This window comes from Microbispora sp. NPDC049125, assembly GCF_040802045.1.
Classification (GTDB): domain Bacteria; phylum Actinomycetota; class Actinomycetes; order Streptosporangiales; family Streptosporangiaceae; genus Microbispora.
In genome coordinates, this window is sequence record NZ_JBEZDW010000010.1 from 90,453 (window position 1) to 104,258 (window position 13,806).

At 70.2% G+C, this 13,806-nt stretch carries 11 protein-coding genes; 6 read left to right on the plus strand and 5 right to left on the minus strand.

Annotated features, from left to right (window positions below; translation table 11 throughout):
- Positions 1 to 27: 27 nt before the first annotated feature.
- Positions 28 to 2,490: a glycoside hydrolase family 48 protein gene (locus AB0B72_RS14575; protein ID WP_367739217.1), complete on the plus strand. Its 2,463-nt coding sequence runs from the start codon at positions 28 to 30 to the stop codon at positions 2,488 to 2,490.
- 121 nt (positions 2,491 to 2,611) lie between these two features.
- Positions 2,612 to 5,014, plus strand: a complete 2,403-nt coding sequence (locus AB0B72_RS14580; protein WP_367739218.1) for a glycoside hydrolase family 9 protein — start codon at positions 2,612 to 2,614, stop codon at positions 5,012 to 5,014.
- A gap of 92 nt (positions 5,015 to 5,106) precedes the next feature.
- On the opposite strand, the gene AB0B72_RS14585 is transcribed toward AB0B72_RS14580, so the two are convergent.
- From AB0B72_RS14585 to AB0B72_RS14595, 3 genes are all read right to left on the minus strand, one after another.
- The gene (locus tag AB0B72_RS14585) at positions 5,107 to 5,370 is read right to left on the minus strand and encodes a hypothetical protein (RefSeq protein ID WP_367739219.1); all 264 of its coding nucleotides are present in this window, start codon (positions 5,368 to 5,370) and stop codon (positions 5,107 to 5,109) included.
- A gap of 68 nt (positions 5,371 to 5,438) precedes the next feature.
- Positions 5,439 to 6,920 carry a sensor histidine kinase gene (locus tag AB0B72_RS14590; protein WP_367739220.1) on the minus strand — a complete coding sequence of 494 codons (1,482 nt, stop codon included), beginning with the start codon at positions 6,918 to 6,920 and terminating at the stop codon, positions 5,439 to 5,441.
- Positions 6,917 to 7,645 carry a response regulator transcription factor gene (locus AB0B72_RS14595; RefSeq protein ID WP_367739221.1) on the minus strand — a complete coding sequence of 243 codons (729 nt, stop codon included), beginning with the start codon at positions 7,643 to 7,645 and terminating at the stop codon, positions 6,917 to 6,919. The genes AB0B72_RS14590 and AB0B72_RS14595 overlap by 4 nt, the downstream gene beginning before the upstream one ends.
- Positions 7,646 to 7,792: 147 nt before the next feature.
- Between AB0B72_RS14595 and AB0B72_RS14600 the strand changes: the two genes are divergently transcribed.
- Genes AB0B72_RS14600 through AB0B72_RS14610 form a run of 3 tightly spaced genes read left to right on the plus strand, consistent with a single transcriptional unit; the run spans position 7,793 to position 10,726 of the window.
- Positions 7,793 to 9,166 (plus strand): ferric reductase-like transmembrane domain-containing protein, encoded by a 1,374-nt coding sequence (locus tag AB0B72_RS14600; RefSeq protein WP_367739222.1) that lies wholly within the window; start codon positions 7,793 to 7,795, stop codon positions 9,164 to 9,166.
- Between the two features lie 49 nt (positions 9,167 to 9,215).
- A complete protein-coding gene (locus tag AB0B72_RS14605; protein ID WP_367739223.1) occupies positions 9,216 to 9,812 on the plus strand; it encodes an FMN-binding protein in 597 nt (198 codons plus the stop codon).
- A gap of 20 nt (positions 9,813 to 9,832) precedes the next feature.
- Complete coding sequence (locus tag AB0B72_RS14610; RefSeq protein WP_367739224.1) at positions 9,833 to 10,726, plus strand: FAD:protein FMN transferase; 894 nt, start codon at positions 9,833 to 9,835, stop codon at positions 10,724 to 10,726.
- Positions 10,727 to 10,733: 7 nt separating this feature from the next.
- Here the strand turns inward: AB0B72_RS14610 and AB0B72_RS14615 are convergent, their stop codons facing one another.
- The gene (locus AB0B72_RS14615) at positions 10,734 to 11,219 is read right to left on the minus strand and encodes an OsmC family protein (RefSeq protein ID WP_367739225.1); all 486 of its coding nucleotides are present in this window, start codon (positions 11,217 to 11,219) and stop codon (positions 10,734 to 10,736) included.
- Between the two features lie 2 nt (positions 11,220 to 11,221).
- On the minus strand, positions 11,222 to 11,860 hold the full coding sequence (locus tag AB0B72_RS14620; protein ID WP_367739226.1) for a GntR family transcriptional regulator: 639 nt from the start codon (positions 11,858 to 11,860) through the stop codon (positions 11,222 to 11,224).
- Positions 11,861 to 12,181: 321 nt separating this feature from the next.
- Between AB0B72_RS14620 and AB0B72_RS14625 the strand changes: the two genes are divergently transcribed.
- The gene (locus tag AB0B72_RS14625; protein ID WP_367739227.1) at positions 12,182 to 13,273 is read left to right on the plus strand and encodes a winged helix DNA-binding domain-containing protein; all 1,092 of its coding nucleotides are present in this window, start codon (positions 12,182 to 12,184) and stop codon (positions 13,271 to 13,273) included.
- Positions 13,274 to 13,806: the final 533 nt, after the last annotated feature.

The following is a 13,806-nucleotide window of genomic DNA, read 5'->3' on the forward strand; positions in this document are numbered from 1 at the left end:
CCGACGCTCTTTGGAGACCCCCCAAAAATGCGAACGAGAGCTCTTAGTACGGGAGCGCTCCCACGGTCACGGAGACGGATCGCCTTGCTGGCGGCCGCCACCGTGTCTGGTGGCCTCCTCGCCGGACTGGCGCAGACGCCTGCGTCGGCGGCCGTCTCGTGCGACGTCACCTATGCCACCAACGACTGGGGCTCCGGCTCCGGAGGGTTCACCGCGTCCATCGTCGTCAAGAACCTCGGCGACGCGCTGTCGAACTGGTCCCTCAAGTTCCGCTTCCCCTCCAGCCAGCGTGTCGACAACGGATGGTCGGCGAACTGGAGCCAGAGCGGCGCCGACGTCACCGCGACCAGCATGTCGTGGAACGGCAACCTCGGCACCGGCGCCTCCACGAACATCGGCTTCAACGGCTCGTGGACCGGCAGCAACCCCAAGCCCACCTCGTTCTCGATCAACGGGGTGACCTGCGGCGCCGCGCCGTCGCCCTCGCCGAGCCCCTCACCCTCGCCGAGCCCCAGCCCGAGCCCGTCGCCCTCGCCGAGCCCGAGCCCGAGCCCGTCGCCCTCGCCGAGCCCGAGCCCGTCGCCGTCGCCAGGGACGGAGAATCCGTACGTCAAGAACTTCCTGGCGATGTACAACAAGATCCACGACCCGGCCAACGGGTACTTCTCGCCCCAGGGCGTGCCGTACCACTCGGTCGAGACGCTGATGGTCGAGGCGCCCGACCACGGGCACGAGACGACCTCCGAGGCCTACAGCTACTACCTGTGGCTGGAGGCGATGTACGGCAAGGTCATGGGCGACTGGACGAAGTTCAACAACGCCTGGGCCTCGATGGAGAAGTACATCATCCCGTCCACGGCGGACCAGCCCACCAACGCGAGCTACAACGCGAGCAAGCCGGCCACCTACGCCGGTGAGTGGGACGACATCTCGCAGTATCCGAGCAAGCTGGACAGCGGTGTCAGCGTCGGCACCGACCCCATCGCGGGCGAGCTGAAGAGCGCCTACGGCACCAGCGACATCTACGGCATGCACTGGCTGCTCGACGTCGACAACACCTACGGCTTCGGCCGCTGCGGCGACGGCACCACCAAGCCGGCGTACATCAACACCTACCAGCGCGGCCCCGAGGAGTCGGTCTTCGAGACCATCCCGCAGCCCTCGTGCGACACCTTCAAGCACGGCGGCCCGAACGGGTTCCTCGACCTGTTCACCGGTGACGCCTCCTACGCCAAGCAGTGGAAGTACACCGACGCGCCGGACGCCGACGCCCGCGCCGTCCAGGCCGCCTACTGGGCGCTGACCTGGGCGACCGAGCAGGGCAAGCAGTCGCAGGTCTCCGACTCGGTCACCAAGGCCGCGAAGATGGGCGACTACCTGCGCTACTCGATGTACGACAAGTACTTCAAGCAGCCGGGCTGCACCAGCACCTCCTGCCCGGCGGGCACCGGCAAGAACGCGTCGAACTACCTGCTGTCCTGGTACTACGCCTGGGGCGGCGCGTACGACACGTCGGCCGGCTGGGCCTGGCGCATCGGCTCCAGCCACAACCACGCCGGCTACCAGAACCCGCTGGCCGCGTGGGCGCTGTCCAACGTGAACGCGCTCAAGCCCAAGGGCTCCACCGCCGTGACGGACTGGTCGACCAGCCTCACCCGGCAGATCCAGTTCTACAAGTGGCTGCAGTCGGCCGAGGGCGCCATCGCCGGTGGCGCGACCAACAGCTGGCAGGGCCACTACGCGGCGCCGCCGACGAGCCTGCCGAAGTTCTTCGGCATGGCCTACGACTGGCAGCCCGTCTACCACGACCCGCCGTCGAACCAGTGGTTCGGCTTCCAGGCGTGGTCGCTGGAGCGCGTGGCCGAGTACTACTACGCCACGGGCAACGCCGACGCCAAGTCCGTCCTCGACAAGTGGGTGACCTGGGCGCTGGCGAACACCACCGTCAACGCCGACGGCACCTTCCAGATCCCGTCGACGCTGCGGTGGACCGGTCAGCCGGGCGCCAGCTTCAGCGGGACCGGCATGCCGCCGGCCAACACCGGTCTGCACGTCACGATCGCCGACTACACCAACGACGTCGGCGTGGCCGGCGCGTACGCCAAGACCCTGATGTTCTACGCGGCCAAGTCCGGCAACACCGCGGCCAAGACCACCGCCAAGGCGCTGCTCGACGGCATCTGGAAGAACAACCAGGACACCAAGGGCGTGTCGGTGGCGGAGACCAAGACGGACTACAACCGTCTCGACGACCCGGTCTACGTCCCCGCCGGCTGGAGCGGCAAGATGCCGAACGGCGACACGATCAACAGCAACTCGACCTTCATCTCCATCCGGTCCTTCTACAAGCTCGACCCGGACTGGCCGAGGGTGCAGGCCTACCTGGACGGCACGGCCCCCGCGCCGGTCTTCCACTACCACCGGTTCTGGGCGCAGGTCGACGTGGCCACCGCGCTCGGACAGTACGGCCTGCTCTTCCCGGCCGGCTGAGCACCACCGATGAGCTGGGGTGCGGTGTCGCCTGACCCTTCACCGCACCCCAAGTAAGCCGGGGCGCGACGGCGCCTGACCCGCCGTCGCGCCCACCACCCCCCTGATGCGAGGCATATACATGCGGCGTACGTTCCTGGCTCTGGCGACGCTGATGCTCACCGCGGTGGTCCCCGCCGTGACTCCCACCGCGGCGTCCGCCGCGCCCGCGTTCAACTACGGCGAGGCGCTGCAGAAGTCGCTCTTCTTCTACGAGGCCCAGCAGTCGGGCAGGCTGCCCGCCACCAACCGGGTGAGCTGGCGCGCCGATTCCGCCCTTAACGACGGCAAGGACGTGGGGCTCGACCTGACCGGCGGCTGGTACGACGCGGGCGACCACGTCAAGTTCGGCCTGCCGATGGCCGCGAGCACCACGATGCTGGCGTGGGGCGCGGTGGAGTACCGCGACGCCTACGCCTCCTCCGGGCAGCTCACCTACCTGCTCGACAACCTGAAGTTCGTCAACGACTACTTCATCAAGGCGCACCCGTCGCCGAACGTCCTGTACGGGCAGGTGGGCAACGGCGGCACCGACCACGCGTGGTGGGGGCCGGCCGAGGTCATGCCGATGGCGCGGCCCGCCTACAAGATCGACTCTTCGTGCGGCGGCTCCGACCTCGCCGGGGAGACGGCCGCCGCGATGGCCGCGTCCTCCATGGTCTTCCGCCCGACCAACCCGTCGTACGCCGACACCCTCCTGACGCACGCGAAGCAGCTCTACACCTTCGCCGACACGGTCAGGAAGAAGTACAGCGACTGCATCACCGACGCCGCCGCGTACTACAACTCCTGGAGCGGCTACAACGACGAGCTCGTCTGGGGCGCCATCTGGCTCTACCGCGCCACGAACGACTCCTCCTACCTCGCCAAGGCCGAGTCGTACTACGCCAACCTGGGCACCGAGCCGCAGTCGACCACCCGGTCGTACAAGTGGACGATCGCCTGGGACGACAAGTCCTACGGCGCGTACGTGCTGCTGGCCAAGCTCACCGGCAAGCAGCAGTACGTCGACGACGCCAACCGGTGGCTCGACTTCTGGACGGTCGGCGTGAACGGGCAGCGCGTCGCGTACTCGCCCGGCGGTGAGGCCGTGCTCGACACGTGGGGCTCGCTGCGGTACGCCGCCAACACCGCCTTCGCCGCGCTCGTCTACAGCGACTGGCTCACCGACGCCACCCGCAAGGCCCGCTACCACGACTTCGGCGTCCGTCAGATCAACTACGCGCTGGGCGACAACCCTCGCAAGTCTTCGTACATGATCGGGTTCGGGGCGAACCCGCCGAAGAACCCGCACCACCGGACCGCGCACGGCTCGTGGTCCAACAGCATGAACGAGCCGGCGAACAGCCGCCACATCCTGTACGGCGCGCTTGTCGGCGGCCCCAAGTCGGCCGACGACGCCTACGCCGACAGCCGCAGCGACTACGTGATGAACGAGGTCGCGACCGACTACAACGCCGCCTTCACCGGCGCGCTGGCCCGGCTCTACAAGGAGTACGGCGGGACGCCGCTGACCGGCTTCCCGGTCAAGGAGACCCCCGACGGCCCGGAGATCTACGTCCAGGCGTCCGTGAACGCCGTGGGGAACGGCTTCACCGAGATCAAGACGCTGGTCGTCAACCATTCGGCGTGGCCGGCGCGGGCACTGTCCGACGGCTCGTTCCGCTACTACTTCACCCTCGACGGCGACACGACGCCGAGCCAGATCACACTGACGGCGGCCTACAACCAGTGCAAACCGCCGACCGGGCCCACCCTGTTCTCCGGCAGGACCTACTACGTGACGATCGACTGCTCCGGGCAGGTCATCGCGCCGCAGGGACAGTCGGAGTCGCGGCGGGAGATCCAGTTCCGCATCGCCAGCTCGGGCACGTGGGACCCGTCGAACGACTGGTCGTACTCCGGAGTGCCGACGACGCCGGGGTCCACACCGGTGAACGTGCCGAACATCGTGCTCTACTCCGGCGGCACGAAGATCTACGGCACGGCGCCGGGCAGCGACCCGTCTCCCTCGCCGTCGCCTTCCCCCAGCCCGTCGCCTTCCCCCTCCCCCAGCCCGTCCCCGTCTCCCTCACCGTCTCCCTCACCGTCTCCCTCACCGTCACCGAGCCCGTCTCCCTCACCCAGCCCGTCCCCGTCGCCTTCCCCCTCGCCATCCCCGTCTCCGTCTCCCTCGGGGAAGGCCTGCACCGCCACGTACAAGGTCCCCGACCAGTGGCAGGGCGCGTTCCGGGGTGATGTCACGGTGGTCAACAGCGGTGGCTCCGCCATCTCCGGATGGACGGTGACCTGGACGTTCCCGAACGGTCAGACGATCAGCCAGCTCTGGAACGGAGCCCACACGCAGTCCGGCGCGAACGTGACCGTCAAGAACATGTCCTACAACGGCAACCTGGCCGCCGGCGCCTCGACGACTTTCGGCTTCAACGGGACCTGGAACGGCTCCAACGCCGTGCCGTCGCCGGTCACCTGCACACCCGCGTAGCCCTTACCCAGGGCTTCCCCCAGCCGCTCGCCTTCCCTGGACGGACCCCTCTCCGGGGAAGGCGGGCCTCCAACCTTTCCGGGATCACACGCTCACCACGACTCGGGGGGCAGGCTCACGTCTCCCACGCGGTCGTAGATCACCGTTTCGTCCGCCAGGCGGACGACCACGACACGCCTGGCCAGGCCTGCCCTCTCCAGGGCCTTCGCCGACTCCACCGCGTTCTTCGCGAAATGGTAGCGATCACGGCTGCCGGTGAACGGGCTCTCTCTGTCGCACCTGACCTCGTAACGGTCCGTCGGCCACGGATGAGGAAGCTCGTTGTTGCTGCGGCGCTCGGTAGCCGTCGCGGTCATCTGACACCTCTCAAGTCGCGGAGGGATCTCCGCTCGCAGAAGAACCTCCCTGCCCAACGATCCCCGATCTATTCATCTTTCGCCACACTGGTTTTATTCCCCACCGGTACGTCCAGTGCACGAAACGGTTCATCCCGGGGGAAGAGCACGCGGAAGACGGTGCGGCCGGGGCTGCTGTCCACGTCCACCGTGCCGCCGTGGGCGGCCACCACGGCACGGACGATCGCCAGGCCGAGGCCGCTTCCTCCGGAGGCCCGGGAGCGGGCCCTGTCCGCCCGGACGAACCGTTCGAAGATCTCCCCCTGGACCTCCGGCGGTATCCCAGGGCCGTCGTCCGCCACGGTCAGCTCGACCCCGCCGGGCCCCGGCTCCCTGACGGCGACGGTCACCGTGGTGCCGGGCGGGGTGTGGGCGACGGCGTTGCCGAGCAGGTTGACGACGACCTGGTAGACCCGGTCGGCGTCACCGGCCATGGTCACCGGCTCCTCCGGAAGCTCCAGCCGCCACCGGTGCCCCGGAGCCGAGACCCGCGCGTCACCGGTCGCGTCGATCACCAGCCGCGTCAGATCGGTCTCCTCGCGGGCCAGCGGCCGGCCGGCGTCGAGCCGGGTCAGCAGCAGCAGGTCGTCGACCAGCTTGCCCATCCGGGCGGACTCCGCCTCGATCCGCCCCAGGGCGTGCCGTACGTCGGCGGAGGTCTCGCCGGGATCCCGGCGGGCCAGCTCGACGTGGGCCCGGACGGTCGCGAGAGGCGTGCGCAGCTCGTGGCCGGCGTCGGCGGCGAAGGTCCGCATCCGCTGCTCGCTGGCGTGGCGGCTGGCCAGCGCGTCCCCCACGTGGCCGAGCATCCGGTTGAACGCCTCCCCCACCTGGCCGACCTCGCTGCGCGGGTCCTCGTCCGGCACCCTGTCGGGCAGCGCGACCTCGCCGTCCGCGAGCGGGAGCCGCGCCACCCGCCTGGCCGTCGCCGCCACCCGCTCCAGCGGACGCAGCGACAGCCGTACCCACACCGTGCCGGCGATCCCGGTGACCACCATGACGACGGCGAACACCGCCACCTCGGCGAGCTGCAGACGCCGCACGGTCGAACGGATGCCCTGCAGCGGGAGCCCGGTGAGCAGCACGTCGCCGTCCCGGCCGGCGATGGCCATGATCCGGTACGGGCCGAGCGACGGCAGCACCAGGGTGTAACCACGCCTGTCCTGGGGGACGGCGGCCACGAGCGCCACGTCGCGATCCGGCGGCCGGACGCCCGCGCCGGCGGAGCCCACGACCGCCGACTGCATGACCTCGCCGGCCACGAGCCGCACGCCCAGCGTCCCCGGGGCCTGCCCCCGGCTGTCGCCGTACTCCTCGTTCTCGTCCCCGTCCTTGTGGTGCTCCAGGCTCTCGGCGAACCTTCCCACGGACATGGACAGCTGCTGGTCCAGCCCGTCGACCAGGAACCGTTCCAGCATCAGGGAGCACGCCACGCCGACGGCTGCGCAGGCCAGCGCGAGAAGCACGAGCATGCCCGCGACGAGCCGGGCTCGCAGCGTGCGGGGCCTCACGGCTTGAGGACGTATCCCACGCCCCGCACGGTGTGGATCAGCGGCGTCCGGCCCGCGTCGATCTTCTTGCGGAGGTAGCTGATGTACAGCTCGACCACATGCGCCTGGCCGCCGAAGTCGTAGGACCAGACCCGGTCGAGGATGCGGGCCTTGCTCAGCACGCGGCGCGGGTTGCGCATGAGGAAACGCAGCAGCTCGAACTCGGTCGGCGTGAGCTCCACCAGGTCGCCGTCGCGAGTCACCTCCCGGGCGTCCTCGTCCATCACGAGGTCGCCCACGACCAGCCGGTTACCCTCCACCGTCCGCGCGGCGCCGGCGCGGCGCAACAGCCCCCGCAGCCGGGCGAGGACCTCCTCCAGGCTGAACGGCTTGGTCACGTAGTCGTCCCCGCCCGCCGTTATCCCGGCCACCCGATCCTCCACGGCGTCCCGCGCGGTGAGGAACAGCACGCAGACCTGGGGAGACTCGGCGCGCAGGCGGCGCAGCACCTCGATGCCGCCGATGTCGGGCAGCATCATGTCGAGCAGCACGGCGTCGGGACGGAACTCGCGGGCGGCGCTCACCGCCTCCGCGCCGTCGGCGGCGGTGCGGACCTCCCAGCCCTCGTAGCGGAGCACCGCGCCGAGGACCTCGAGGAGGTCGGGCTCGTCGTCGACCACGAGGACCCGGACGGGAGTCCCGTCCGGGCGCAGCAGGTCGGGGGGATCGTCGGCCGTTGTGCGCATGATGATGCCAGCGTCCTCCCCGCATGGGTGTCGGTACCTCTGAGCCGCCTCTGAGAATCCTATGAATCGTTGGCCGGTGCCCGATTCATAGGGAAACGAGAGGTTCGGCTGGCACGGTGATGCTCAGATCGATGAGAGGGGACATCCGTGAGCACCACCTTGGCCGGGTCGCCGACCACCGGAGCGCACCGGGCCGTCCGGCCCGCGAGTGGCGGGGCGCGTCCGGAAGCGGTCCTGACGGTCGTCGCGGCGGGGGTCGTCGGCGTCGTCGCCCTGTGGTGGGTGAACACCCCCGGCGTGTCGGGTCTGGACGGCTGGCTGACCGGCGCCGGCCGGATCAGCGGGCTGCTGGCCGGATACGCCATCGCCGTACTGCTGGCCCTGATGGCCCGGATCCCCGCGCTGGAGCGCGGAGTGGGATCGGACCGGCTGGCCCGCTGGCACTCCATGGGCGGCCGCTACGTGGTCGGCCTGTCGGTCGCGCACGCGCTCCTGATCATCTGGGGGTACGCGGTGACCGAGCGCACCGACGTGGTGAGCGAGACCGTCACCCTGAACCTGTCCTACCCGGACGTGCTCAAGGCGACGGTCGCGCTGCCGCTCCTCGTGGGCGTCGGCGTGATCTCCGCACGTGCCGTCCGGCCCCGGCTGCGCTACGAGACATGGTTCCATCTGCACTTCTACACCTACCTGGCGACCTGGCTGGCGTTCGGGCACCAGCTCGCCACCGGGAACGAGTTCGTGGCGGCCCCGGCCGCCCGGACCGCGTGGTACGCCCTCTACCTCACCGTCGCCGCGGCGGTCGTCTGGTACCGGTTCGTCACGCCGGTACGGCAGGCCGTACGGCACCGGCTCCGCGTCAGCAGGGTCGTCGCGGAGGCGCCGGGCGTGGTGTCGCTGCACCTGTCGGGGCGGCGGCTGGAGCGGCTGCGGGCCGAGCCCGGCCAGTTCTTCCGGTGGCGGTTCCTCACCCGGGACCTGTGGTGGTCCCCCAATCCGTACTCCCTGTCGGCCGCGCCCGGGCCCGGTGAGCTGCGGATCACGGTCAAGGACCTGGGCGACCAGAGCCGCTCGCTCGCCCGGCTGCGCCCCGGCACCCGCGTCCTCGCCGAGGGACCGTACGGCGCCCTGACCCCGGCGCGCCGCCGGGGACGGCGGGTGCTGCTCATCGCGGGCGGGATCGGGATCACCCCGCTGCGCGCGCTGTTCGAGGGGATCCCGGCGGCGCCCGGAGAGCTGACATTGCTCTACCGGACCCGGACCACCGACGACCTGGTGTTCCGGGACGAGCTCGAGTCGATCTCCGCGACCCGGGGCGCCGCGCTGCACTACTGCGTCGGCCCGCGCAGCCTGGTCGGCGACCCCTTCACCCCTCGAACGCTCACGCAACTGGTCCCGGACCTGCGCGAACATGACGTCTACGTCTGCGGACCGGAGGAGATGACGGCGGGCGTCATGGCGGCCCTCCGGGCGGCCGGGGTGGCCCGCCGCCGCGTCCACCGCGAATCGTTCGAGTTCTGATCGCTTGTCCTCGATCTTGTTCTGGCTATCGACATTGGAGGGGAACCGAATGCGCAGAGCTGTTCTGGCCGTGCTCGTGACCGCCGTCGGCCTGGTGCTGCTGCTGTCCTTCAAGCCCCATGAGATGACGGCCGCCGCCGAACGCCCGGCCGTGGTGGCGCAGGACGACGGTTCGGCGGGAGGGCCGGGAACCTCCTCGGACGACGGCGGCTCGCGAGGCTCGGGGGACGCTTCGAGTGACGACTCGAACTCCGGGTCCGGGTCTGACAGCTCGTCCGGCGGTTCATCCCGCGACTCGAAGAGCGGCCGCGCCTCCCTCGCCTCGGGCAGTTGGACGGGCGGCGGTGCCCAGGCGGGCGCCACGTCCGGGGAGAAGGTCGTGACCGGCGGCGTCGCCGACACCCGCTGGGGTCCGGTGCAGGTCCAGATCCTCCTGTCGGGCGGAAAGGTGACCGGCGTCTCGGTGCTGCAGGCACCCGACGGCAATTCACGGGACTTCGCCATCAACGACCAGGCTCTCCCGACCCTCGACGACGAGACGCTGTCGGCGCAGTCGGCCCAGATCGACGTGGTGTCCGGCGCCACGTACACCAGTGACGGGTACATCAGCTCCCTGCAGAACGCGCTCGACAAGGCCGGCGTGTGATGCGCCACATCGAGCATGTGATGGGCACCGTTGTCTCCTTCGACGTCCGAGGCCGCGAACCCGGCGACCCGGTCGCCGCCGAAGCCGTGGCCGAGGCGGTCTCCTGGCTCCATCGGGTGGACGGGACGTTCTCCACGTACCGGCCGGACAGCCCCGTCAGCCGTCTCGGCAGGGGGGAGATCTCGCTGGCGGAGTGCCCGCCGGAAGTGTCCGAGACCCTCGACCTGTGTGAGGAGATGGCCGCCCTGTCCAACGGCTACTTCACCGCCCGTCCAGGTGGCCGTCTCGACCCCTCCGGCATGGTGAAGGGCTGGGCGATCGAGCGTGCGTCGCGCATCCTTTCGGCCGCCGGGCTCGCCGACCACTGTGTGAACGGCGGCGGCGACGTGCAGACGGCGGGTTACCCCGCCCCCGGCCGTCCCTGGCGCGTCGGCATCGCCCACCCGTCGCGCCCCGGCATGCTCGCCGCCGTCGTCGCCGGTCCCAGTGGTTCGGCAGACGCGGCGCCCGCCGCCCCCGAACACCTGGCCGGCGCTGCCGTCGGTGTTCCCGGCGCCCTCCGCGCCGCCGGCGCTCCTGACGGTGCTCTCCCCGGTGCTCTCCCCGGTGCTCTCCCCGGCGTTACCGGCGTCCTCCGCGCTGCCCTGGCCGTGGCCACCTCGGGCACGGCCGAACGTGGCACGCACATCCTCGACCCGCATACCGGCCGGCCGCCGACGGAGCTCGCTTCGATCACTCTCGTCGGCGCGGGCCTGACGATCGTTGACGCCTGCGCCACCGCGGCGTTCGCCATGGGGAACGCCGCTCGCGACTGGGTCGAGGGACTCGACGGCCTCGAAGCCTTCGCAGTGAGCGCCACGGGCGAGACGTGGCGTACCAGCGGCTTCCCGGCCGGATCAGCCGGCCCCACCTGACTTTCCACTAGGCAGCGACGTGCCGGCCTTCGCTGTGGATTGTCGGCTCGTGCCGTACCGGGAAATTCACAGAACTGGCTATAAAGCAAGACTTGTGGGCATCTTCGTGCAGCTTGGCGGCGGCGTCCACCATGTCGGGCGACGCCACGGTGACCATCGGCCGTAGCACCACTTCGGTGAAGTGGCCGCCGTCCCCCGTCTCGGCCATGGTGCCGACCGCGTTGTCGACGTACTTGGTGACAACGACGCCCGCCACGGAACACTTGTGCAGATACCACAGCATGTGACACTGCGAGAGCGAGCCGACCAGCAGCTGCTCGGAGTTCCAACGTGACGAGTCGCCGCGGAAGGCCGGGTCCGAGCTGGCCGCGATGGCCTGCGGCCCCTCGGCGGTCAGCTCGTGCTCGCGGCCGTAGTCGCGGTAGCCGCTGGTGCCGGTGCCCTTGTTGCCGGTCCAGGTCACGACGATCGGATAGGTGTGCTGGCGGGTCATGCTCACTCCTCCTCGCCGCGGGCGACGGTATGGGTGTCGAGTACGTGTGCGCGGGCCACCCGGGCGGCCTCCCCCGCCTGGCCGTGGACGATCGCGGCCACGAGCTCCTCGTGCTGGTCTGAGACATGCGCGGGCCGCGACGGCGGCACGAGCGAACGCAAGGTGGACACCTGGATCTGGTCCCAGATCCGCTCCAGCGCGTGCAGCGCGATCGAGTTGCCCCCCAGCTCCGCGATCAGCCGGTGGAACCGGCGGTTGAGCCGCACGGCGTCGGCGAATCGCCCCTCGGCGGTGGCGGTCGCCGTCTCGGCCGCCAGGTCACGGAGGGCGACGAGGTCGACGGGAGCGATGCGGCCCTCGCGTTGACGGGTGGCGGCCAGCTCGGCGGTGAGCGCCTCCAGCGCCCCCCGTACCTGATAGGCCTCCTCCAGGTCGCCTCGCTCCAGCGCCACGACCACCACGCCGCGCCCGGAAGGCCGCACGAGGCCGTCGGCGGCGAGCGCCCGCAACGCCTCCCGTACGGGGGTCCGGCTCATCTCCAGAGCGGCCGCGGCCTCCGTCTCGGTCAGCCGCGCCCCCGGCGGGTAGGTGCCGTCAAGGATCAGCTCCCGCAGCCGGCTCTGTGCCACAACGGTCTGCATGCGACCAAGGCTAGTGGTCTGCATGCATTGCATGCAATGTATACAACCCGATCGGCGCACGCAGCGCGGGGAGGTCTCCTCGACCTCTGTGATGGTGCCACCGGCGGCGGTGCGGAGCCCGATCGCAGCCGCGCCGAGGTTTCCCGCATTCCCCGGAGTCCACCAGGTCATTAGGAACGGTTCTTACCTGATTGATGTCTACCGTGATGACCATGACGAACGACAGCCCAAGACCACAAGGCCGACTTCGGCGGCTGACCGGCCGGGGCAGGGGGATGAAAACCGCCGCCCCCTTCCCCCAAGAACCGAAAGGAGTCCGTGATGCCGCCGGTACTTGAGCGGCGCCGACTGTCGCGAGCACTGCTGGCCCGCCAGATGCTGCTGGAGCGGGGCGACGCGACAGCCGAGGAGGTGATCGCCCGGCTGGCCGGAATGCAGGCGCAGGCTCCGTACGCGCCCTACTTCGGGCTCTGGACCAGGTTGCAGGGGTTCGGTACCGATGACCTGGCGGACGCGCTGACAGGACGTCGGGTGGTGCGGGTCGCGCTGATGCGCAGCACCGTCCACCTGGTCACGACGGCGGACTACCGTTCGTTGCGGACGTGGGTCCAGCCCGCGCTCGACCGGGAGCTGGACACCGCGTTCAACAAGGCCCTGGCCGGTCTGGACCGCGCAGCCGTGGTGGAGGCGGGCCGCGTCCTGCTCGGCGAGCGGCACCTCACCCCCAGAGAACTCGGACAGGCGCTGAACGAGCGGTGGCCCGACCGCGAGCCCCGCGCGCTCGCCACAGTGGTGCGGAACCTGGTGCCACTGGTTCAGGTGCCGCCACGGGCCGTCTGGGGCGCCGGCGGCGCCACTCGGTACGCGATGGCGGCGCTCTGGACGGGAACCGTGCCCGCACCGGTGCCGGACCCCGAAGGCATCGTGCTGCGCTACCTCGCCGCGTTCGGCCCGGCCTCGGTCAAGGACGTGCAGACGTGGGCGGGTCTGACCCGGCTGCACCCCGTCATGGAGCGGCTGCGGCCACGGCTGGCCGTCTTCCGCGACGAGCAAGGGGTGGAGCTGTTCGACCTGCCGGACGCGCCGCGCCCCGGCGCCGACACGCCCGCACCGGTTCGCTTTCTGCCCGAGTACGACAACCTGCTGGTCTCCCATGCCGACCGCACCCGCGTCATCTCGGACGAAGCTCGCCGACGCGTGACGACCCGCAACGGCATGCGCGCGACCTTCCTGGTGGACGGCCAGGTGAGAGGCGCGTGGAAACTCGACACGGACAGGGCGGCAGCGACTTTGGAGATCGACTCTTTCTGGCCGCTTTCGGCCGCCGAGCGCGCCGAGGTCGAGGCCGAAGGCGCCCGGCTTCTGGAGTTCGCCGCGCCCGAAACCACACACGACCTCCGCATGACCACGTGATACCGAAATAAAAATACATCAGACGGCATTGGCGATAATTGAATTATGCGGATAAATCCGGATTTAGGTGCTACTCCGAGACGGAGGGTTGCAGGTGTGCCGCGCTGCTAGCGTGCGATAGACGGAGACGGAAGGGGGCGGCAGTGCTGGTGGTTCACGGGGCGTGGGCCGAGGGCCGGTTGGCGCTCTGGGCGGAGGACGGCATCCCCGGCCCCGGCACGCGGACGTCACACGGCCGCACCCCGCCGCCGCCCAGCCCCGGCAGCGGCGCCACGACGAGCGGCCGGTCCGCACGGGCGACGGGCGGTCGACAGGGGGTACGCCTCCACCCGTATGCCGCCGACACGCGGCTGATCGCCGCGGAGTTGGCACTCTGGGGAGAAATTCCGGCGGCGATCGCCGACGCCGCCATAGCGGCAGAACTGGATATCTCACTGCCGAGTGGCGCGAAGAATCCGATTCCTTCAGCCGAGTCGGGAATCGCGGTGACTGTACGAACGCCGAGAATATCGGTCTGGCGCGTTCCGGCCCTG